This window comes from Paenibacillus glycinis (assembly GCF_009909185.1).
Classification (GTDB): Bacteria; Bacillota; Bacilli; order Paenibacillales; family Paenibacillaceae; genus Paenibacillus_Z; species Paenibacillus_Z glycinis.
The window spans coordinates 127,839-151,802 of sequence record NZ_JAAAMV010000013.1 but is presented as its reverse complement, the minus strand read 5'-3'; the positions used below and the strand labels follow the sequence as shown (position 1 = coordinate 151,802).

General features: G+C 60.1%; 10 protein-coding genes. 1 reads left to right on the top strand and 9 read right to left on the bottom strand.

Annotated features, from left to right (window positions below; all coding sequences use genetic code 11):
- Window positions 1-72 precede the first annotated feature (72 nt).
- Window positions 73-765, top strand: coding sequence for a hypothetical protein (locus GT019_RS17510; RefSeq protein ID WP_161744480.1), 693 nt, complete (start codon window positions 73-75; stop codon window positions 763-765).
- Between the two features lie 165 nt (window positions 766-930).
- Here the strand turns inward: GT019_RS17510 and bshB2 are convergent, their stop codons facing one another.
- The 9 genes from bshB2 to GT019_RS32695 form a co-directional block, all read right to left on the bottom strand.
- Window positions 931-1,581: a bacillithiol biosynthesis deacetylase BshB2 gene (gene bshB2, locus GT019_RS17505; protein WP_161744479.1), complete on the bottom strand. Its 651-nt coding sequence runs from the start codon at window positions 1,579-1,581 to the stop codon at window positions 931-933.
- 23 nt (window positions 1,582-1,604) lie between these two features.
- Window positions 1,605-1,949, bottom strand: a complete 345-nt coding sequence (locus GT019_RS17500) for a YojF family protein (RefSeq protein ID WP_161744478.1) — start codon at window positions 1,947-1,949, stop codon at window positions 1,605-1,607.
- A gap of 146 nt (window positions 1,950-2,095) precedes the next feature.
- On the bottom strand, window positions 2,096-9,253 hold the full coding sequence (locus GT019_RS17495) for a GH92 family glycosyl hydrolase (protein WP_161744477.1): 7,158 nt from the start codon (window positions 9,251-9,253) through the stop codon (window positions 2,096-2,098).
- A gap of 26 nt (window positions 9,254-9,279) precedes the next feature.
- Window positions 9,280-10,872, bottom strand: a complete 1,593-nt coding sequence (locus tag GT019_RS32495; protein ID WP_161744476.1) for an S-layer homology domain-containing protein — start codon at window positions 10,870-10,872, stop codon at window positions 9,280-9,282.
- Window positions 10,873-10,897: 25 nt separating this feature from the next.
- Window positions 10,898-14,449 carry a discoidin domain-containing protein gene (locus tag GT019_RS17485; protein WP_161744475.1) on the bottom strand — a complete coding sequence of 1,184 codons (3,552 nt, stop codon included), beginning with the start codon at window positions 14,447-14,449 and terminating at the stop codon, window positions 10,898-10,900.
- Between the two features lie 536 nt (window positions 14,450-14,985).
- On the bottom strand, window positions 14,986-15,270 hold the full coding sequence (locus GT019_RS17480) for a hypothetical protein (RefSeq protein ID WP_161744474.1): 285 nt from the start codon (window positions 15,268-15,270) through the stop codon (window positions 14,986-14,988).
- A 397-nt stretch (window positions 15,271-15,667) separates the two neighbouring features.
- Window positions 15,668-16,813, bottom strand: a complete 1,146-nt coding sequence (locus GT019_RS17475) for a response regulator (protein WP_161744473.1) — start codon at window positions 16,811-16,813, stop codon at window positions 15,668-15,670.
- 172 nt (window positions 16,814-16,985) lie between these two features.
- Window positions 16,986-22,322 carry an S-layer homology domain-containing protein gene (locus GT019_RS17470; protein WP_161744472.1) on the bottom strand — a complete coding sequence of 1,779 codons (5,337 nt, stop codon included), beginning with the start codon at window positions 22,320-22,322 and terminating at the stop codon, window positions 16,986-16,988.
- A gap of 333 nt (window positions 22,323-22,655) precedes the next feature.
- Window positions 22,656-23,660: a LysM peptidoglycan-binding domain-containing protein gene (locus tag GT019_RS32695; RefSeq protein WP_161744471.1), complete on the bottom strand. Its 1,005-nt coding sequence runs from the start codon at window positions 23,658-23,660 to the stop codon at window positions 22,656-22,658.
- Window positions 23,661-23,964 lie beyond the last annotated feature (304 nt).

Below are 23,964 nucleotides of genomic sequence, written 5' to 3'. Positions count from 1 at the left end.
GCTTCAAGGACATTTCGCCCTAAAATACCAAACCTATCCAGCCGATATACGGGAAGAAGGAGAGTGGAACACATGAAAAAAGCAATAACAGCATTCGCGCTGGGCGCCGTGCTGCTCGCGGGCTGCTCTAATGCAGCAAGCAACGACAAGGCCGCGAACGAGGCGGCCGCCAATGTCCAACCGGCCGATGCGCCGGCGGAGAATGACGCGAATCAGGCGGATGCGGCAGGGACCGAAGAGGCGGTCGGCGACGAACAGCAGATCGAAGTGGACAAAGGGTTGTTGAACGCGGAGGTTACGCTGCCGGCCAGTTTCTTCGAAGGCGAGGACCAGACCAGCGAGTCGATCATCGCGGACGCGAAGAGCAAGGGCGTCAAGGACGTCACCAAGAACGCGGACGGCTCCTATACGTACAAGATGTCCAAGTCCGTCTATAACGACATGCTGAAGGATGCGGAGAAAAGCGTGCTCGATTACGCGGCCACGTTGACGGACGGCCAGACGTTCAAGTCCATCCGAAGCGTGGACCATAACAAGTCGCTCTCCGAGTTCACCCTGACCGTGGACAAAGCCGCGTTCGAAGGCGGCTTCGACGGCTTCGCCGGTCTAAGCCTCGGCATGAGCGCGATGATGTACCAGGCGTTCAACGGCACGGCTCCGGACAAGTACAAGGTCACGATCAACTACAAGGATGCCGGCACGAAGGAAGTGTTCGACACGGTCGTGTATCCCGACGCCCTGAAGGACCTGCAAGCATCGGAATAATGCTGCGCGATAGCCGTCTCGCCGAAAGGCCGGGCGGCTTTTCCATAGGCATAAAAGGCTTGCTCCCGCAGGAGCAAGCCTCTTTGACGTCTTCATTTGTTTCGATTATTCCGTTTGATTTATAAATTGTTCCCTTGCATGAAATCGAGCGTATCCGACGACCGCTCAGTTAAACCGGTACGTCCAGAACCGTTCCGTCCCGAACCGTTCCTGCATCTCGCGATCCGTCAACGAGTTGCTGCCGATCACGCCGTGGAACTGGGAGCGATGCGCCCGGATCGCGCCCATCTTCTGCTTCAGGAAGCCTTTGACGTCGCTGATGACGTCGGGGCGTCCGATCGCCAGCTCGTGATCCCGCGAGAATGCCATGCAGCGCACGGTCGGACGCTCGTCTTCGGGCAGCCTTCCGACCGTCCGCACCACGGCGGCGCCGGTGGCGTCATGGTCGGGATGGACCGAATAGCCCGGATAGAAGGTATAGACGAGCGAAGGCTTCACCTCGTCCAGAATCGCCGCGATGTTGCCGTCCAGCAGCGCCGTATCTTCGAATTCGACCGTTTTGTCATGGTATCCGAGCAGCCTCAGATCTTGAATGCCGATCGCGGCGCAGGATTCTTCGAGCTCTTGCTTGCGAATGCCGGGGAGTTCGACCCGGTTGGTGAAGGGCGGGTTGCCCATGTTGCGGCCCATTTCCCCCAGCGTCAGACAGGCGTACGTGACCGGCGAGCCGGCCTCGATATGCTTCGCCAGCGTACCGGACAAAGAGAAAGCTTCGTCGTCCGGGTGCGGCAGCACGACAAGGATGTGACGTTCCATCGCGTTCTTCATCTCCTCTTTCATCAGAAAGGCTCCCGGCTGAGCTGCAGGGCGACGACCAGCTTGCCCTGACCGTCATGCCCGGCCAAAATCAGCCGTTCCCGCTCGGTCTCTTCGAAATGGGTCAGCCCTTCGGAGTAAACCCAGCCGTGCGGCATTTTGAGGCCGACCCGGTAAGGCCCGTTCCCGGAGATCGAGCCGTGCGTGAAGCGAATGACGGCATTGCTGATAAAGGTCGCCGCCGGATGCTTCGACGCGTCCATATGGGCGGCATACGCGCCCGTGGTCATCTCGAGATGAATATATAACTCCTGATCCCGTAACTCGTCAATCCGATGCTGGATCTCATTGAAGTCGATTAGCTGCATGTGCTGCCTCCCTCCCAACGTTGCAACGTTGTCCTTACTGCGATTATAGCCCAAATCCGCCAGACTTCCAAAACATCCGCCGAATCCCGACAATCCGGATGCAAAAAGCCCCTAAGCCGATGGTCGGCTTAGAGGCTGGTCTGCTGTTACGCTTGCTTGGTGAACGTCATTTTGTCGAAGTTGCCGACGTAGCGCAAGTCATTCGTCGTCGATCCTTTGAACACGACGCAGATCGTCTGCTTGCCGGCCACGAGTTGATCCAGCTTGGCGGTAGCGGACTTGTAATTGCCCCATGCGCCGCCCGTGTTCGGAAGCTTCACCGTCCCGATCAGGTCGCCGTCCTTGTCGTTCAGGCGAATCTCCGCCGTGACATCGGCCGGCGCCTTGTTGGTCGGGGAGTCATAGTCAATCGTAATTGTGTTTTTGCCCAGGGCGCCGAAATCGACGTCTTTGTACGTCAGCCATGCGCCCGTGAACGTGTTGCCCACGATCGTCCGGCCGGAGTTGTCCTCGGTCTTCAGCGGATCGCTGTTGAACGTGTTTTTGTCCGGCGACCAGCTTGCCCGGTTCTCGAACTCGACCGTAAGGCCCTGCTCGGACTGCGCATTCAGCGAGAAGCCCGCGTTGTCGAAGTTGCCGACGTATTTCTTGCCGGTCTCGCCTTCGGCGGCGCTGCCCCTCAGCACAAAGTAAACGTCGTGGATGCCGGTGACGGTTTGGTTCAGGTTTCCGCTGACCGTCGCGTAGGTGGTCCAGTTATTCGCTGTAGGAGGCGTCGCGACCGTACCGACCACCGGGCCGTTCGTCTTGTCGTCCAAGACGATGTCGACGGCCGAATTGTTAAATGTATTAGTCGTATTGCCGACGTATTCCACGTAGAATTGGTTCACGCCTTCGGTGCCGAAGTCCATGCGCTTATATTGCAGCCAGGCGCCGTTGAACGTATTCGCAACCCGCAGGCCGCTCTTTCCGCCTTCCGTCTTAAGCGGTGCGAGGTTGTCCGGGTTCAGCGCCGTCGACCAAGCATCGTAGCTTTCCAGCTCCAGCTTGGCGATGTCCGTGCGAGCCGTCTTATACGTCAGCACGAACTTGTCCAGGTTGCCCGCGAACGGTAACGCGTCGGTCGTCGTGCCCTTCAGTACGACGTAGATGTCTTGGAAGCCTTTGATTGTCATGCCAAGATCTGCTTCGACCGTGGCGTAAGTGCCCCAGTCCGTTCCCGTGTTCGGCAGGTTGACCGTGCCGAGAAGCTGGCCCGCGATGCCGCCGAGGCGAATTTCCGCCTTCAGATCGGCCGGCGTCGCATTGGAAGGCGCATCGTACACGATCGCGACGTGATTGCGGCCCTTTTCCATGCCGAGCTCGACGTTCTTGTAGGACAACCATGCGCCGTTAAACGTATTGCCCACCGTTTGGCCGCCGTTATTGTTCGCGATCGCCAGCGGACCGCCGGCGACCGGATGGGTCCCTTTGGACCAATCCGATTTGTTCTCGAATTCGACGGTTGCTTGAGCGGCATCCGGCTTGAACGAGAAGCTGGCGTTATCGAAGTTGCCGATGAACGGATGATTGCCGTCCGTCGTGCCTGTCAGCACGAGATAGACGTCCTGAATACCCGTTACCATCTGCGTCAAGGCAGCCGTCGCCGTCTCGTACTTGCCCCAATAATCGACCGTCGGAGGCGTAGCCACCGTGCCGATCTTCGGACCGGTCACGCTGCCCAAGCGAACCTCGACAGCGGCATTCGCGGCAACCCGACCGGTATTGCCCGAATACTCGATGGCAATCTGGTTCATGCCTTGCGTGCCGAAATTCATTTGCCGGTAGGCAAGCCATGCGCCGTTGCTCGTACCTGCCACCTGCAGGCCGCTATTGCCTTTTTCGGTTTTGAGCGGCGTGTCGGACCACAAGTCGAAGTTCTCCAGCTCGAGCTTGGCATAATCGCTGCGCTCATAGGTCAGCGTGAAGCTGTCGAGATTGCCGATATACGGCAGGGCGTCGCTAGTCGTGCCTTTTAATACCAGATACAGGTCCTGCTTGCCCTTCACTTTAATCTTCTGCCCATTCGTCTCCAGATCAGCCGTCGCCGTCTTGTACGCGCCCCAATCAGTGCCCGTGTTCGTCAAGGCAACCGTACCGACTAAATCGCCGTCGACTTTGCCGAGGTGGAGCTCGACCGACGCATCCGTCGGTACTTTGCTGCTTGGCGCATCATAGACGATTGCGATCTTGTTCTTGCCCGTCGTGCCGAAGTTCACGTTGCGGTAGTGCAGCCATGCGCCGTTGAACGTATTGCCCACCGTCTGGCCGCCGTTGTTGTTCTCTACTTTCAACGTTCCGCCCTTGATCGGATGGACGTCTTCGGTCCAATCGGTCTTCTGCTCGAAGCCCAGCGTCAGCGTGTCCGCGTCCGGCTGATCGCCCGGATCGGTATCCGGCTTCTGGAAGGAGAAGCTCGCGTTGTCGAAGTTGCCGACGTATTTCTTGCCGGTCTCGCCTTCGACCATGCTGCCCCTCATGACCAAATACAGATCTTGAAGACCGGTTACGGTTTGCGTCAGCTTGACCGTCGCCGTCGTGTACTTGCCCCAGCCGCTCGGGTCGGTCGGCGGCGTCGACACCGTGCCGACCAGCGTTCCGCTCTCGCTGCCGAGGCGGACCTCGACGGCGGCGTTCGCGAACGTGTTGGACAGGTTGCCCGCGTATTCGACGGAGAACTGATTCACGCCTTCCGTTCCGAAATCCATGTGTTTGTAGGCCAGCCATGCGCCGTCAAACGTATTCGCCACTTGCTGGCCGACGCCGCCCTTGCCCGCCTCCGTCTTCAGCGGATCGCTGTTGGCCGGGTTCGTGGCCGTCGTCCATGCATTGTAATTCTCGAGCTCCAGCTTGGCGAAATCGGATCTGGTCTTCTCGTAGCCGAATTTGAACCAGTCGAAATTACCGATATACGGCAGATTGTTCGGCGTGCCCGCCTTCATGACAACGTAGAGCTTCTGCAGGCCGGTAACCGTCCGGTTCAGCTTCGCCGTCGTATCGAGATAAGAGCCCCAATCCGCCAACTTGTCGTCCAGGTTGAGCGTGCCGACGACTTCGCCGGTCGTGCTGCCAAGACGGAACTCCAGATAGCTGCCCGCCGGCACCTTGTTCGTCGGCGCGTCGTAGTCGACCGTGACGTTATTGTAGCCTTGGTCGCCGAAGTTAACGTTATATGCGAGCCATGCGCTGTCGAACGTATGGGCGACTACGGTGCCGCCGCCCGATTTGGCTTCCGTTTGCAGGCCACCGCCGCCGTTCGGATGCTGGGCGTCGGTCCATTCCGCGCGGTCCTCGAACTCGACTTTCAGCGTGCCGTCGTCCGGCTGCTCCGGTTCGTCCGGCTCGCTCGGGTCCGGTACCGGCAGCGGATCCGGAATCGGATCATCGACTGGCTGCGGTCCTTCCGGATCCGGCAGCTCGCCCGGCTCCGGCTGATACGCAATCGGCTCGGCCAGCCAGAGCGGCGAATCGTAGATGTCGCCGTTGAAGTCGCTGACGAGATACACGTTGATCGCGTATTTCGTGGCGTTGACGTTATAAATCTCCGAGATATCGAAGTTGCCTTGCTTCACCGGCACGGCGGTTGAGAGCCATGCGCTGGTGTTCGTCGCGCCGTTCATCAACTGGAAGACGACGACCGCGGAGTCCACGTATTCGCCATACAGCGAGCCGGTCACATGGACCTTCATGTTGCTCTCGCGCTGCACGTCGACTTTCAAGTCGTACACGTCCCATTTCACGTCGGACGTATAAGCCTTGTCCGCAAGCAATGCCGGTCCGGCCGCGCGGTTATTCCCCACGTTTGCGCCTACCCGGACTTGCACGGCGCCAACCGCATAGTTCAGCGGGCCGACCGTTTGCGGATTGGCGGAAGCCGTTCTCCACGTCTTGCCGCCGTCCGTGCTGAATTGATACTCCTTGGCGTCCGCGATGCCATTCACCGGCGTCCAGCCGATCGTGTTCATCGTATCGTCCACCACCGGGTTCGTCGGCGCTGCCGGCGTCTGCAGCTTCCGAACTGCTTCGAGGCTAAATTCGAACGCGATATCCGAGCTCGTGCCGTTGACTTGGTGCACCTCGGCGGTCAGCACGTTCTGGCCGTCCACCAGGTAGCTCGGATCGATGACGTAAGCGTTTCGGTTGCGCTCGTCGGCGACGGTCGCGTTTGCGTAGGTGTCGTAACCGACCGTGCCTGCAGGCATGTTGGTGCGGATAACTTCATGTCCGTTCAAGTACACGATCGCGCCGTCGTCGCGGATCAGGCTGGCATCCAGCTCGAGAATGCCGCTCGGATCCTTGACGTTGAACGTCTTGCGGAAGTACGTCGTCGGGTACTTGTTATTGGCATTCGGGCCGTAGCCGACCTTCGTCGCCGGTTTGCCGTAGCTGTCGTACCCGAGCATCGCCGGCCCGGAAGCCCACGCGCTGTCGTCGAAGCCGGCCGTCGTCCAGCCTTCGCCCGCGTAGCGGCCCTTATCGAGGTAGCTCCACGTCGATTTCTCCGCGATCAGCGGCTCGTGGCTGAAGTTGTTGTCGATTCCGGCCGTATAATCGATCGTCGGCGGCTGCGCGCTTGCTTTCGCGCCCCAGTTCGTGTTCGGCTGGCTGCCCATCTGGAATTCCAACGTACCGCCGGCCATAATGTCGTCATACTTGATCCACGCCTGATCGAAATTCTTGCCGTTCAGCTCCGCGGATTGGATGAAGCGGTTTTGGCTGGACACGTCGTCCGCCTTGATCGTCAGCGTCTTGCCGCTGCCCAGATGCAGCTTGACTTCCGAGAAGATCGGCGAACCGATCAGGAAGTCCGATTCGCCCGGGTTGCCCGGGAAGAGGCCGATGGCGCTGTACAGGTACCAGGAGCCCATGCCGCCGGCGTCGTCGTCCATGGACAACAGGTAGCCTTCCGGGTCGTCGCGGTAGACGCGGGACTTCATCGGATAGGCGTACCCGCCGTGGTTGTGATACTTCTGCGTCACGACTTCCGTCGTGAATTGACGGGCGAAGTATTGCGTCAGATACGGATAACCCAGGTAATCGAACAGATACGGCGCCTGGATATCCTCTTCGTTGATCGCCATGTACTCGTCGATGTCGAAGAAGTGCAGCAATTGCTTCGCCGTCTCCGTATTGCCGCCCATCAGCTCGGCCATGCCGTTGACGTCCTGCGGCACCGACCAGCGGTACTGCCACAGGTTGCCTTGGTAGGCATAACGGTCGACGGCCAAGATGTCGCCCGCGCCGACCGGATTGCCGTTCGGCGTGAAGAAGCCGGTCGGGACGCCTTTCTCGTCGACTTGCGACGGGTTCCACAGATTCTTGTACGACAACGCCATCGTCTTGTATTTCTCGTACGTGGCTTGGTCCCCGATCAAAGCCGCCAGCTTCATCGGGAAAGACGCGCTGTTGTATTTCTCCAGCTTGCCGGAAATATCGCCGTCGCTGATGGAGAAGTTGTCCGCGTCGACGGCCATTCCTTTCAGCGCCTTATAAACGTCGAAATCCTTGAAGCCCTTCGCGTAAGCGTCCAGAATGACGGCGCCGTTGAATTCGTTTCGAACCGTCGGGCTCGGCCAGTAGCCGTCTCCCCACTGCATGTACGTGCCGCGGGTACCGTACAGATCCACCAGCGATTTCACCATGTTGTTGTAGCGCTGCGGCTCGAGGAGGGAGAACATCGCGTATTTGCGGAAGTCGTCCCATGTCGTCCAGCCGTTATAATATTGGAAGTCGTCGCCCAGCTCGGAGGCTTGGCGAATCGTCTTCTCGTCGAGTCCCGCCTTGAACGTGCCCGCGGAGCTCGTCACGTTTTTCGGGCTTTGGTACGAGTGGTACATTTGCGTGTAGAACACGCGCTTGTTCTGTTCGTCGGAATCCGTGATTTCGACTTTGTTCAGGACGCTGCCCCATGCGTCGCGAGCCTCCTGATGACGCGCGTCGAAATCCCAATCCGTGTATTCGCCGCGCTCGGCTTGCGCCTGCGCTACGCTGATCGTCGACAAGCCGACCTTCGCTTGGATCGTCTTGTTGCTCGACGTGTCGAAGTTCATCCATGCGCCGCTGTTGAAGCCGGTGCGCTCGGCGACGCCATCGCCGACCGCGTTGTCCTGCCACGATTTATACGACGCGAAATCGTGATCGAACTTGATGGAGTAATAGATCGTGTAGTACCCGTGTCCGCAAACGTTCTTGGACTGGATCATACCCGTGATTTCGTTGTTGCCGACGACTTTCAGATTGGCGTCCACCATGCCCGCATACGAGTTGGAGAGATCGACCAATACGGAGCCCGTATTCGCCGTGCCCGGGAACGTGTATTTGTGGAAGCCGACGTTATCCGAGCTCGTCAATTGAACGCCGATGCCGGATGCGAGCGTCACGCCGTAGAAGCCGGCGGAAGCCTGCTCGCTGCTCTTGTCATACTTCTGTTTGTAGTCCGCGACGTTCTTCGTGAAATCGCGCGTCTCCGGCATCATGAGAATGTTGCCGCCGCCTCCGCTGCAGCCTACGCCGCTGAAGCGCAGGTGCGAGAAGCCCTTCAAATATTTATCTTGATAGTAATAACCGCTGAACGCTCCGCCGTCGCTGTCCGGACCGAGGGAGACGAGACCGAACGGCGTCGTCGGACCCGGGTTCGTCTGGCCGTTATCGCCCATCGTGTTGATGAACGGATCGACGTAGTCGATCGGCGCGAGGTTTGCCGGCGGGGAGGCCGGCGTTTGGCCGGCATCGACGCCGTAAATCTCGAATTCATAGATGCGCGCCACATTGCCGTCGTACGCGGCTTTGTCGATCGCAAGTCGGACATAGCGCGCCTCGAACGGCGTGACGAACCGGTCGACGATCGTCTGAACGTTGCTCTTCACGACGTCGACGTCGGTCCAGTTCTGACCGTCGTCGCTCTTCTGAAGGCTGAAGTCTTTCGTATTCCAGAACGGGGCGTTGTTCCCCTCGCTAATGGCCGCGTTTTGCACGGCCCATTCGTTGATGTTATAGGCTTTGCCCAAATCGAGCTGCAGCCACTTTTTAGCCGTGGACGTATTGTCGCACCACTTGGTATCGTTCTTGCCGTCGATGGCATTGGCCGGATTCTCGTTCGCATTGCATTGGCCGGACGCCGTTGCCGTCGCGCCGATCGCCACGTTCCGCGTCGCCGTGCCCGGGTCCGCCGAGGCGGACGCGGACACGATTTCCGATGTAACGGGCAGCATTAGGTTATAGACGAACATGGCCGTCATGGCAACCGCCAGAAACTTCTTCCACATTGAATTTCGGTCCTCCTTCGTTCGTCTTACAGGGAACCGGCAGGCAGCAGCCGGCCGATCATGACGGCGACTTCGGCGCGCGTCACGGATTTCTTGGGATTAAACTGCTTGCCGTCGCCTTCGATCAAACCTTTGGTCCAGGCTTCGTTCACGGCTGCTGCCGCCCACGCCGAGATGATCTTCGCGTCCGCGAAAGCCGGCGTTCCCTTGCCCGGGGAGGAGAGGTCGAAGTACTTGGCCGCGCGCACGAGCGCCACGACCGCTTCTTCGCGGGTAATGCCGTCGTTCGGACGGAACGCGCCTTGATAGCCCGTCACGATGCCGAGCGACGCCGCTTGCGTTACGGCGTCGGCGTAATATTGGCCGGCCGGCACGTCGTTAAACGGATTGGCGCCCGCAGGCTGGTCCGCTTTGCCGTTCCACGCGACCGTCCGCATGAGCATCGTCGCGAATTCGGACCGCGTGATGCTGCGTCCCGGCACGTAGTGCTGCTCGTCCACGCCGGTGACGATATGCTTCGCGGCCAGCGTCTTCACGGCCTGCTCAGCCCAGTGGCCCTTCATGTCGACGAAAGACTTGCTGTATTCCAGAATCGCGTACGTCGAGAAGTGGTTCGCCTGGAACGTGAACGTGCCGCTCTCCATCTTGCCGCCGACATACTCCAATTGACTGCCGTTCACGTAATACACGCCGGCCAGATCCGCCGCGATCAGCTTCGCCTGCTCGTTCGACAGCTTCAGCTTGACCGTCACCGGCTTGCCCAGGTCGTGAATATCGGTCGCCGTTCCGCCCGATACGAGTTGGATGGTGACCGTAATGACGGCGCCGACTCCATGATAATCCGCGTTCGAACCGATCGAACCCGCGATGGCGTTCTTCGCGTCGTCCGTCAGGGTCGTGTTCAGCACGATGCGGATGTTCGTTTCCTGTCCGGCGTTGCCGACCGCGATCGCTTCCGCAGGGATGCGGATCGTGCCGTTGTCGGAGTTGATGACGAGGTCCTTATTCTTGCTTTTCAGCGTTTGCAACACTTGAGCCGGAAACTCCAGCGCGTTGCCGGTCGAGCCGGACGAAGCCGGCAAATTGATCGTAACGGCGTCGCCGGCCTCACCGGATGCGGACGTAAACGTATCGCCGCCGACGATGTAGGTGCCGTTCGACGCCTTGTCGGGCTGGATGTCGCTGCCCGTCGGCGTGCCGGCGTCGGCCGGAATCCCGTTCGCCGGCGGGACAAAGATGATGCCGCCGCCTTCGATCGGCTCAGGCGGATAATTGCCGTCCTCATCCGTAACGGCGAATGTCTTTTTCAACGTCGTTGTGCCGTTGCTCGCCGCGAGATGGTAGACGCCGTACGGCGCAAAGTCCGCTTCTTCCGGGATGGTCACCGTCTTTGTAAATTTGCCGTTCGCCGACTCGATGACGTCCAGGTAAAACGTCGTTTTGTCCGGGCGCACGATTTTCACGTTCACGTCGCCCTCCGCCGTTCCGGAAAGCGTCAATTGCTCGCCGCGCTGCAGCTTGTCCGCGCTCATCTCGAGCGCGAACGACGCCGCGGCGTAACCGGACACCGGCGCCAGCACGAAAAGCAGCGCCAGCATGGCCGCCAAAACTTTTTTCACGTTTGCAAACCTCTCTTTCCAGCCGTTATTGGAGCACGATCGGCTTCGCCAGCTGTACCGGCGTTTGTTGCTGCAGATCTTTGCCGCTATCGAATTGATTGACGACGAACACTTTGACTTTAAAGTCCTCGCCGGTTTGATCGAAGTACTGCGTGATCGCCATTTTCGTCTGCTTGAGCGGCACTGCGCTTAGCAGCACCGGCGTCGTGTTTTCGCCCTTGACCAGCTGGAACACGAGATAAGCCTCGCCGCTGTAATCGGTAAGCGACTCGACGTTCACGGAAACCTTCAGCTTGTTCTTGTCATTCTCCCGCTCGATGTCGCCCGCGAGCAGGTACGTATCCCGCACGTCGTTCTTCGTGTACGCCTTCGGCGAGACGAGCGGCGCGCCCGCAGAGATGCCCCGGGCTTCGTTGGCCGCCACCCGCACCTGTACGGCGCCTTCCGCATAGTCCGCGTCGCCGACCGGCTGCGGATTCGCCGTTACCGGCTTCCACGTTGCGCCGTTGTCCACGCTGAACTCGTAATGCGTCGGCTCCCCATACTTCGGCGCGTTCGTCCAGCCGAACGTATTATGCGCGTCGTCGACGACCGGAGCCGTCGGCGCGACCGGCTGTTCGCCGGCACTCGAAGCCACGCTGGCGTCGGAGTTGTTGCGCTTGTTAACGGACTTCACGACGAATTCGAGCGTCTGGTCCGGATCGGTCGTGTCGACGACGTATTGATAATCGTCTTGGCCGGCCACGACCGGAATCGTAACGCTCCAGTTGGCGCCGAGTCGATCGCCTGCTTCGTAAAGACGGAATTCGCGCACCGGATTACCTTCGGCATCTGTCGGTTTCTTCCAAGTGATCGTCCGCTTGCCGTTGTCCGACTTGACCGCGGTCAAGTTATCGACCGGCGCCGGCTTCGCGTCGTCCCGGAAGATGGAGTACGTGTCGAACGGCGTCTCCTGACCGGATTTGTACGAATCGATCTTGAAGCTGTTCTCGGTCATGCTGACGCCGGAATAGATGGCGACCTTAGGCTGTTCGATATAATCCGCATAGAAGCGGTCGACGCCGTTCTGAATATCGTAGAACTTCGTCGCGGCCGAGTTATTGATCATGTACAGCGTGCCGCCCGGATTCACGACGCGTCCTTCGCTGTCCTTCGTCACGTCCTTGATCGGCTTGTTATCATACATTTGGAACGAACGCATGAACGTATGGTCATGCCCCTGCAGCACGATGTCGATGCCCAGGTCGTCGAAGACCGGATACATCTTCTGGCGGAGCGCCAAAATATCCGAGTCGATCGCGTGATTGCCGACGGAGTAGATCGCTTTGTGGAACGCGACGATCTTCCATTTCTTGTCCGTCTTCGCCACTTCGTGCTTCAGCCACTCGACTTCCTTGTCGAACGACGCGGCTTGGCGTGCATCCCAGCCGATATCCATCGTGTTCAGAATCATGATGTGCGCGTCGCCGTAGTCGAACGCGTACACGCTGCCAGGCGGCAGCGGATCCGGGATGGAATCGTTCGGATAGTTGAAATGGTAGTAATAGTTGTCGTTATACGGTCCTTCGTGGTTGCCGACCGCCGCTTGGATCGGCAGGTTCATGAGCATGTCCTGCGGTTGGCCGAAGTAATCGAGCCATTGCGATTCCAGCGCGCCCGCATCGACTTGGTCGCCCGTCATGACGAGGAACCGCGGATCCGTCACATGCTTCAGCGCTTGGGACATCGTGTTCGCCCATACGCTGTAGTCCTGGGAGTTGGAGCCCTGCGAATCCGTCATGTACAAGAAGTTGTAATTTTTCTCGTCGTTGCCTTCGGTCGTGAACGTACCCGTCTGGCTCCAGTTGTTGTCCGCGCCGACGCGGTACTTGTACGCCGTTCCCGGCGTCAACCCTTCGGCCACCACTTTATGGGAGATGAACGAGCCCGTCGTGCCGCTCGTAATCTGCAGATTGTTGAGCACGCGCGTGTCTTCCGGCTTGCCCTCGAAACGCTTCACGTTCGCCGACTTGAAGTCCTCGCCCGCCGGCACGATCTCGACGATGCTGTCCTTCGCGTTCGCCGGCGCGTTCTCCGGCCGGTCGTAACGGGTGTACCAGGCGTACGAGCGATTCGTCTTCGCGCTGCCGTAGATCGACATCGCGATCGCGATCGGGGAGTAGTTAACGACCTCGGACAAGTTCGACGGCGTAAACTTGAACGCCGCAACAAGCGTACCGTCCGCGTATTTCAAGCCGCCCAGTCCGTCGTATGCCAGCGCGAGGCGCTGTCCCGGGAGAATGGATTTCGCCATTTTCAGCGTGATGCTGGAGGCATCCGCCGGTTCGACGCTTTGCACGGCAACCGGCGCTCCGTCGGCCGTCAACGTCAGGTGCGAATTCAGGTCCGCCGGCAGTTGGCCGAGCTCCGATACCAGCGTCACCGTAACGTTCTTGCCGTCCGCCGACGCGGCGCTTGCGACGGCGCCGGTATAATCGGCCGGCAGGTAGTACGCGTTGCTCGGGACGAAATCCTTCGCCATCGTCGGCGTCGACCAACGCAGGTACAGGTTGGAGCCGCCGAAATCCTCGAAGTATTCGATTTTGAAGCTGTACTTGCGGCCGGCTTCCAGATGGACCGACGCGCTCGTAATTTCTTTATCCCAATCGTTCACCCAGTGCTCGATGACCGGCTTGTCGTCGATCCACAGGTTGAAGCCGTTGTCGCCCTGCATGTAGAAAGTGTAATCGTCGGTTGCCGGCGCCATGATCTGGCCGGTCCAACGAATGTTCGCGCTGTCTTCCCCGCCCGTGAAACCGGTCAGGATCGGATTCAGGTCCGTGAAATTGATGAGCGGGTCGACCGTGGTCGCCTTGTAATCCCCGAACGCGAAGTTATTGCCTGCGCCCGTGCCCGCATAGAAATCGGCAAGCAAGCCGCGGACGTTGCCGGCAACGCCTTGAGCCGATCCTTCGCCACCTTCCAGTTCAGTTCCATCCGGCTGCTGCGCGTCTTGATCGGCGCGGAAGCCCATGGCCTCGAACTCGTAGATATGCGCCGCATAGTTGCCCGTCGCGGGATCCGCGATGCCCGGATTCGTGATTGCAAGCTTGAAATATCGCGCCTTCACCGGCGTTTCCAGATCATGCGTCGTCGTGCCTTCCGTATTGCCGGTCACGGTAACGGCCGGCGTCCAATTCACGTCGTCGCTGCTGGTCTCGATCGTGAAATCCTTCGTGTTGTACTCCGCTTGTTCGCCGCCGGCACCGGCATGCGCAAGCACGAATTGCTGCACGGTTACCTCCGCGCCGGCATCGACCTCGAGCCAGTACGGACGTTCCGCCGTCGGCAGACTATCGTCTCCCTCGGTGACCCACTTGCCGCTGTTCAAATTCCCGTCGATCGCTTTGGACGGCGTAAACTCGTCCGACACGTACCCATTCGCGGTCGCGGTTACGCCGGCTGCCGCAAACACGTTCGTAGCGGCCGTTCGGGCATTGGCATGCTGCACCACGAAATAACCTGCGGCGGCAAACACCGACGTCCAAAGCATCACCACTACGAGCATGCGGCTTGTCAGCTTGACACTCCTTTTCACTCTTGCATTCCCTCCTACTAATACTAATTTCACTGACCTAATATAAGCCTGTACAATGGGGGGTTCAATTCATGGAGTGTCAACGAGAGTTAAAGACTTTGTAAACAATATGACGAATGTTCGTTAGCGATTTTAAGGACTTTCCCGGACCAGCCATCGTAAATTGGAGGCTATGCATATATCTGTAAATATGCGGTTTCCCATGGGTCGATCGGCCCGTGTCGCGCGAAAGCCCCGAACGTCCTATCTCTATCGCTTGGAAGCGGTTCATTCGCAACCGACGGCGAACGGCCTAATCGAAAAGGCCTACTCAAGCCGTGGAAGACTTTAGGAGGCCTTTTTCATTAAAGAATCGTAAATAATTCCAGAACGCAAAATGCTGACATACAAATCGCAAAGCGCCGGAGGTTGCCAGTCCGCTCCGTGCCGCGCATCGAGAATCGGCGGCCGGCATGGAAAGCGATCGCACAAAAATAGCCGGGCGGGATTCAGGAAAATTCCTGAATCCCGCCCGGCTACCCGCAGCGCGACTTCCTTTACTTGCTTAATTCCTTAGTCGCCGTTTCCAGCATCGCTTTCCAATCCGCGAATTTCGTCTCCCGGGCAACGTGCCGGTCGAACAGCTCGTCGGGGATATTTCCGATGTCCTCGCGCGTCTCGATCTTGAAGTTGCCCTTCTCCACGAACTCCGCGAAGCTGTTCATGTTGGAATACTTCCCCATGAACGCGTCGTTGAACAACTGGCCGAGCGGAACGTGATTCGGATCTTCCTGCGCCGTCTTCTGTCCTTGCAATTCCTTCAGCAGCTCGTCGAATGGCATTGGCTTATGCTTTCTCAGAGAATCACCCCTAGGTTTCATGTTATAGTCACGATTAAGCTTGCAATCCATTAAACCGATTAAAAGGAACCTTTTTACAATATCATATAGGATTATTGTAATGCTATTCTTTGTATTGTATACACCGCATACATAAATAGGTTCCGCCTTAATGCCTGCGCGTCGCAAAGTTCCGCAGCCCAACCCCCACACTACCACGATTGACATGGATTTGGCAATGCACATTTATCGGGGGCGAAGCCCCGATGAGTCGGCGCGAGCGCTCCTCATGCGTCCGAAGTCGCATTTCCGCCGCCGTCGCCGGTGCCCTTCCATCGCGCAAAACGCACGCGATAGATCGGGACAAGCGCTCGAGCGTGTGCGCAATTCGCGTTGCGCGCTAGCTTTCCCGCATCATGCCGCTTGCCAACTCGTCGTATAGTCGCTTCAATTCTTCCGATGGCCGAATGCCGAGCTCGCGTCCGAGCAGCCGGACGTAATCGGCGTAAAGCACGGCCAAGCCTTTCTTGTCCCGCGCCTGCGCGCGCAGCTTCATGAGCAGGAGTACGACGGATTCCTCGAGCGGATTGCGCTCGTTCAGCTTATGCAGCAGTTTGGATGCCGCGGACGAATCCCGCATGGCCATCAGCGCGGCGGCCAGCTTGAGCGAGAAGGACTCGTAGATCCTCGCGTACCGCTCCGTGGAGCTCGCGGCCCAGACATACGCCTTGTCGCCAAACAGGTCGCCCGCATACAGGCGTTCGATCCGCAGCGCGGCGTCGACATTGCCGGCATCGATAACCTGCAGCTGCTCCGCCTGCCGCGCGAAATCCACGTAGTCGATCGCGGCATGCTTCAGCTCCAGCGCGTAGCCGTCGTTCTCCGAACGCACCGCGTCGCGCATGCCGAGCGGCTCCAGCGATTTGCGCAGCTGGTACGCGGTCGTATTCAGATAGCTCTCCGCGTTGGCCTGATCCATGCCGCCGAAAATATCCGCGATCAGCCGCGAGCGCGGGATGCGCCGTCCGTGATGAAGCAGCAGATAGGCGAACAACTCCGTGCATTTGCGCGAGATCCACTTGACGCGGACCGGCCCGTTGCTCGCCGCGACGTCCCCCAGCGCCAGAATCTCGAAGCGATTCGCCGCGGTGTCCGCAGCCTCCGTCGGTTGCAGCCGCGGATCCCCCGGGACCGTCAGCACGCGATTCACCGTCCGCTGCAGCCGCTCTTGGGAGACCGGCTTGACCAGATAATCCAGGGCCGACAATTCGAATGCATCCAGGGCGTAATCCTTATGGGACGTGACGAAGACGATATGCAGCGGATAACCGGCGCGCTCCATCCGGGCGGCGAATGCCAAGCCGTTCTCGCCCTTCATCGAGATGTCCACGAACGCGAGGCCGATGTCGGCGTTCTCGCTTAGGAAAGCGGTCGCCGACGCCGTGTCCGCAAAAGCGCCCCGCACGCGAATGCCGGGCAGCTTGCCCAGCATTTTAGTCAAGATCAGATGCATGGCCGGCTCGTCGTCCACCAGAATCACGTTCATGCCGCCGTCGCCTCCATCGCTTCTTCGTCATATTCGACTCGCTCCTGCCGTAATGGCAGTACGAGTGCTGGAGCCGAGGCGCAGTTTACCCGGTTCCCCGCAGCAGGACCGCGTCCGGCAAATGGTCAGCTCGTTCGTCTAGCTTCATGGCAGCTCGCCGAACGGCTGTGAATCACTCGCTTCTCAGCGCCATCAGGCGCAGCAGCACCACGGCCGCCTCCGCTCGCGTTGCCAAGGCATGAGGCCGGAATGCGTTCGTCTCCGTGCCCTCGATCAAGCCGAGCTTGCGCGTCTCCGCGATCGCGGCTCGCGCCCATGCCGGGATGTCGCCGTCATCCGAGAAGCCGATCTCTTCCTCTGCACCCGGCGCCAAGCCCGGCGCTCTCGCCAGCATGACCGCCATCTCGGCGCGGGTGATCGCGGCGTTGGCGCGGAAACTGCCGTCTGCATAGCCGCTAATGATCCCGGCCTGCGCCGCTTGCGCGACGGCTTCCTTCGCCCAAGCTCCAATCTGGTCGTCGTCGACGAAAGCCCGTGCAGGTCCCGCAGCAGCGTACTCAGGCTTGAGCGCATGCATCAGCATGACCGCGAATTCCGCGCGCGTCACGGGATGGTTCGGGCGGAAGCTGCCGTCCGGATACCCCGAGACGATGCCGCCGGCGTCGGCCTGCTTGATCGCGGCCTCGGCCCAATGTCCGGCGATGTCGCTCAGCTCGATCGCGGGTTCGTCCGCAGGCGCGTCAGTCGGCTGACCGGCGGCGAATACGGCGAAGGTTGCAAAATGATCCGCCGTCACGGCAATACGACGGCCGCTGACGATGCCGCCGGCAATTTCGATCCAGCCCGCATTGGCTTCGTCGTAGTAGAATACGGCGGGCGTCTGGCCTGGCTTGAGCTTCGCGGGTTCGAACAAGATGGATATCGTGACGGGCTGCGCGAAATTCCCCGTGAAGTTCTTCGTAATCTCGAATATTCCGCTGACTGGCGCATCGACGCCCGAAAGCAGCGATTGCGGATTCGTCAGCTTGTCGATCGTGACGACGAGATCCCGCTCCGCCGCATTCGCCGGGATCGTGACGATGACTTCGTCGTCCAAGCTGACCGTGCCTGCGTGCCCGACCGGAATGGCAAGCTTGCCATTCGTCGATTCGTAATGCGTCTCGACCGGCGCTGCCGAGCCGCCGCCGCCGCCGCCGCCGCTGACCGGTGCCGCGTTCACCGTGACGGCGTACGTTGTTTTCGTCATGCCGTCCTGCGCGGTGACGATAACCTGCTTGCCGGTCATCAGCACGGTCGCCGCGGTTACGCCGTCCGCGTCATAGACGTCGAACGTCGCGCCAGCCGCCGGCGTAATCGCAGCCTTCAGTGCCGTTAACGTCGTGTCGTGCGGAATGTTCGTGATCGTCTCGTTGGCCGTCCCGCCCGCGCTTACGGTTCCGATCGTCGAGGTCAGCGTGGCCACGCTGCTCGGCGCGATCGTCACGGTCACCGTCCAACTCTGCGTGCTGCCATCCGCCGCCGTTACTATATAGCTGACCGGATTCGTAAAATCATTCGCGGTCACGCCGCTCACCTGATCCACCGTGCCCACCTTCGTCGTGGCGCCGACGGATAACGTGAACGTCGCAGGCAAGCTGCCGACGTCCGTTCCATTCTCCACTTCAACTCTAACTGTATGCGCAGCCCCATCGATCGTCGCAGGACCGGTTTGCGCCGCCAAGCTGAATGCCGTGATCGCTTTCGCGCTGCTCGCCGCAACCGTCACCGTGACGATCCAGCTCTGCATACTCCCGTCGGCCGCCTTCACCGTATAGGTGACCGGATTCGTGAAATTATTCGCGGTCACGCCGCTCACTTGATCCACCGTGCCCACCTTCGCCGTAGCGTCGACGGACAGCGTGAACGTCGCCGCCAAGCTGCCGACATCCGTTCCATTCTCCACTTCAATCCCAACCGTATGCGCAGCCGCATCGATCGTCGCAGGACCGATTTGCGCCGCCATGCTGAATGCCGTGATCGCTTTCGCGCTGCTCGCCGCAACCGTCACCGTGACGATCCAGCTCTGCATACTCCCGTCCGCCGCCCTCACAATATAGGTAAGCGGATTCGTGTAATTATTCACGGTCACGCCGCTCACCTGATCCACCGTGCCCACCTTCGCCGTAGCGCCGACGGATAGCGTGAACGTCGCCGGCAAGCTACTGACGTCCGTTCCATTCTCCACTTCAATCCCAACCGTATGCGCAGCCGCATCGATCGTCGCAGGACCGGTTTGCGCCGCCAAGCTGAATGCCGTGATCGCCTTCGCGCTGCTCGCCGCGACCGTCACCGTAACGACCCAGCTCTGCGTGCTCCCGTCCGCCGCCCTCACCGTATAGGTGACCGGATTCGTAAAATTATTTACCGTTACGCCGCTCGTCTGATTCGCTGCCCCGACCTTCGCAGACGCTCCCGTGGATAGCGTGAACGATGCCCTCAAACTAACGAGCGAAGTACCGTTCGCGACCTCGATCGTCACCGCATGCGCAGCCGCATCGATCGTCGCAGGACCGGTTTGCGCCGCCAGACTGAACGCCGTGATCGCCTTCGCGCTGCTCAAGGCAACCGTCACGGTCACTCTCCAATTCTGCGTGCTGCCGTCCGCGGCCTTCACGGCATACGTAACCGGACTCCCGAAGTTGTTGGCGGTCGTGCCGCTCACTTGCGTCACGGCGCCGACCTTCGCCGAAGCGCCCGGGGACAACGCGAACGTCGCCACCAAGCCGTTTCGGGACGTTCCCGCCGCTACTTCGATCGCCACCGTGCGCGCGGCCGCATCGATCGCGGCAGGACCGGTTTGCGCCGCGAAGCCGAATGCCGTGATGTCTTTCTCGCCGCTCGCCGCGACGGTGACGGTGACGGTCCAGTTCTGCGTGCTGCCGTCCTCCGCCGTCACCTCGTATAGGACCGGACTCGCAAAATCGTTCGCGGTCACGCCGCTCGCCTGCGTCGCCGTGCCGACCTTCGCCGAAGCGCCGGCGGATAGCGCGAACGCGGCGGTCAAGCTGCTAACGTCCGTGCCGTAGCCGACTTCGATCGCGACCGTATGGGCGGCCGCGTCAATGGCTGCCCAGCCCGTTTGCGCCGCCAAACTGAATCCCGTGATCGCCTTGGCGCTGTTCCCTGCAACCTGCACGGTATAGGTAACCCGCGTCGTGCCGTCCTGCGCGGTAACGATCACCTTCACCCCGGTCGCCAGTTCCGTTGCCGGGGTCGTGCCGTCCGCCTCGCAAATCGCGAACTCCGCGCCGGCCGCCGGCGTGATCCCCGCCGCGAACGCGGCCAACGCCGTCCCGTAAGGAACGTCCGCGATGCGCTCGTCCGGGGTGCCGCCGACGCTGACGGTACCGACTGCGGAGGTCAGCGTCGCGTCCGTGCTCGGATGGATCCAATTCGCGTACAGGACGGTATTGCCGGAAATGACGAACGTCTCACCGGGCTTATAAGTCGTCCCGCCGCCATCCGCTTGCGTATTCCAGCCGCCGAACGCATAACCCGCTTTGACCATGTCTCCGGGACCCGGCGCGACGATCGCCGCTCCCCCCGGGACGAACGACCGGCTCACCGGAGCCAGCCCGCCGTCGCTGCCGTTTGCGTCGTAATCCGCGTACGCCTGGGTTTGCCGCAGATAAGGGTACCCGCCGCTATGCACGCCATCCATCGCCCAGATCGCGGCAAAATCCCACGCATGCGACACATCCGTTTCATAAGTGCTTTGCGTCCGCAGCTCGGCGGTCGTTTTGCCGTCGCCTCCTGACGATGCCGGCTGTCCGGTCGTATTCGCGTCGTAGAAGCTGTTGACCGTCGTGCCCGAAGAATACGCGATCAAGCCGCCCGACTTATCGCTTTCCGCCGCGCTTACCGCGCCCGATGCATAACTATTGCCGATCGTCTGATCGAAGTTATAGCCGAGCAGGCCGCCGGCGTATTGGATGCCGTTTACGCTGCCCGACGCATAACTGTCGCTGACGGGCTCGCTGCCATGATACCCGGCCAGGCCGCCGATGTAATAGCTGCCGGCGACGTCGCCCGCGGCGTAGCTCGCGCTGATCGCGCCGTTGCTATTGCCGGCCAAGCCGCCGACATCGAAGCTTTCGTCGCCTCCGGTCACCGCCCCGGTTGCGAAGCTCTCGCGGATCGGGCCGAAATTATCGCCGATCAAGCCGCCGAGATGCAAAGCGTTCTGCCCGCCGGTTACCGCCCCGACCGCGAAGCTGCCGGCGATCAGCCCCTTGTTGATGCCGACCAAGCCGCCGATATCCATGCCGTCGTCGCTCCCGTTCACGTTCCCCAGGGCGTAGCTGCGAATGATGTCGGACGACTCGTTGTACGCGATCAAGCCGGCGACGGCACTGGCTCCGCTTACGGTCCCGGATGCGTAGCTGTCCGTGACCGTTCCCGCTAGCAGATCGCCGACTAAACCGCCGATGCTAGCGCCGTCGTTCCCTCCGGTCACGTCGCCGGAAGCATGGCTCGTGCCGATCGCGACGCCGTAGTTCCGTCCGATAAGGCCGCCGACGGTCTGCCTGCCGCTGACCTTGCCGGACGCGCGGCTGCCGACGATCTCCCCGCCGCCGGAACCGCTTCCGACCAGTCCGCCGATATCGGTATTGCCGTTCACGTCGCCCGTAGCATAGCTATCATGAATAAGTACCGCATCCTCGTCGCCGATCAGTCCGCCTGCTTTTTTCTTCCCGTTCACCTTCCCCGAAGCATGGCTGTTGTAGATCGAGCCGCCGCCTTTGTATCCGACAAGCCCGCCGACGCTGTCGCCGCCGCTTGTGCCGGTTACGTTCCCCGTCGCATAGCTGCCGCTGATCGCGCCGTCCGCTCCGCTTGAATGTCCGATCAGCCCGCCGATGGCGGAATTGCCGGTAACGCTCGCCGCAGCGCGGCTGTCGCTGATCGCGCCGTCGGCGTTGTATCCGATCAGGCCGCCCGCGTTGTAGGTGCCGACGACGGTACCCGAAACGGCGCTGCCGCTGATCTGCCCGCCGTTGTTATAACCGGCCAAGCCGCCGACGAATTGGCTGCCGGACAACGAGACGTTGGCGAGCTTCATACGCGTGAGCGCGCTGCCTGCCTCCAGGTAACCGAATAAGCCGACATACTCGCCTTCGTTCGCATCGATCGTCAGACCGTTGATCGTAAAGCCGTTGCCGTCCATCTGACCATAGAAAGCCTCGTCTTGATTCCCGATGGGCGTCCAGCCCGTTCCTGCCGCATACCCGCTCAAATCGATATCGGCGATCAGCCTATAGTGAAGTCCCGCGGCTAAATAATCGTCCCGAACCTTATTCAGCTGATTCGCGGTGGCGATCAGGTAGGGATCCGCGGACGTGCCGGAGCCCGGAAAATCGGGCGATGCCGCATAAGCGCGCCCGCCGCCCGCCAGCCCTCCGGTCAGCGTGCCGAAGGCGACCGTCACCGCCAGCAGCAGCAGCAAGATTTTATGGTTCGTTTTGCGCATGTTTCTTCCTCCTCTGAATCTAACGCGGCGCTATTCGCTCAAGCGCCGTGGACTTATGGGCAAAAAGGCAGCCTTCCTTAGCCAAGTCTATCGAAGCCGAATAAAAGAATAATGAAAGCCCGCCGGGAAACAGCAAAAACCGCGAAGCATCCTGCTTTCGCGGTTTCATTCGCCCGTTATGGGCGCCTTGAACGATATGACAACATAAAAGGGAGGCGCGAATCTTTCGCGTCCCCCTTTATGCCCTGTTGCTTCCCTTGCACGATGCCCGCTTGCTTCACGTAAGCCACGCCGGCTTGTCGGCAAGGTTCCTAACCTGACCCGTCAGCCTCCTCAGGCATGAATCTTGACCTTCGTCCCCGTCGGGATCATGTCGAACAACCACTCGACGTCCGCGTTGTTCATCCGGATGCAGCCGGCGCTGACGCTCTTACCAATCGACGTCGGCGCATTCGTGCCATGAATGCCGTAAGTCGTGCCCTCGGTATTCGGGACGCTAAGCCCCAGCCACCGGCTGCCCAGCGGATTGGCCGGGTCTCCGCCGGGAATGCCCTTGGCCGAATACCACGGATTCTTGATCTTCGTGACGATCTCGAAGCTGCCGATCGGCGTCAGCCCCTGCCTGCCGCTCGCGATCGCGAAGCTTTTCTCGACTTTCCCGCCGGCAGACACGTACAGCTTGTTTTGCTTGATGTCGATCTCGATGGCATATGCCTTGGTTGGCGCCGCGATCGTGACCGGCGCCGCTGGAGCTGCCGCGCCGGCGCCGGTCGCGTAATAATACGGGTTCGGAATTTCCAAGACTTGTCCCGCTTTAATCGAGCCCGCGGGCGGAATGCCGTTGGACTGGGCGATCGCCTCCCGGTAATCCTGCGCCTTGAAGTACCGCGCGGACAGGCTGTACAAGGTGTCGCCCTTGAGCACGGTATGCCTGCCTTCCCCCGAAGGAAGCGGCACGCGCAGCGCCATGCCCAGCTTCAAGCCCGTGTTCGGATCCGATATCCGATTATAAGCCATCAGCGCGCTCAGATAATGGTCGCGGCTGAAATAGCGATTGGTGATCGCGAACAACGTATCGCCGGATTTGACCGTATATTGGTCCATCACCAGCGGATTCGACAGCTTGAGCGTCGTGCCCGCCTTCAGGCTCGCCTTCGGATTCAATCCGTTCAACCGCGCGACCTGCTCGTAATCGCCGGTCAAATAAAACTTTTTAGAGATGGCGTACAGCGTCTCCCCCGGCTTGATGTCGTACGAAATGCTGATGAAGCTTTCTTTGCTTTCCCCCGCGTGCGAAATGCTCGGATAACTCGCCAATACGAATAATGCCATCACCATACAAAAGACCCACTTCGTCTGCCTGCCCACCGTCGATCACACCTTCTGCCGGAATAAATTGCGGCTGCAAGCATTCGTCATCCTTCGGCAGAAATCCTTTTTATTCGGCAGACGCGGCGGAGAATTGAGCCGGTAGTAGGAACGCACGGCGAGCACGCGCCTTTATCAGGTGCTTTGGAACCTCTATTAATACCACTATCGGGTATTATGCATCATGCGATTGATTGTTCTATTATTATCCTAAAGTAGTATATTTTCGGCGCTTTGTCCTCCTGTTCGCAGCGCTTAGGCGTTCGATATCCCG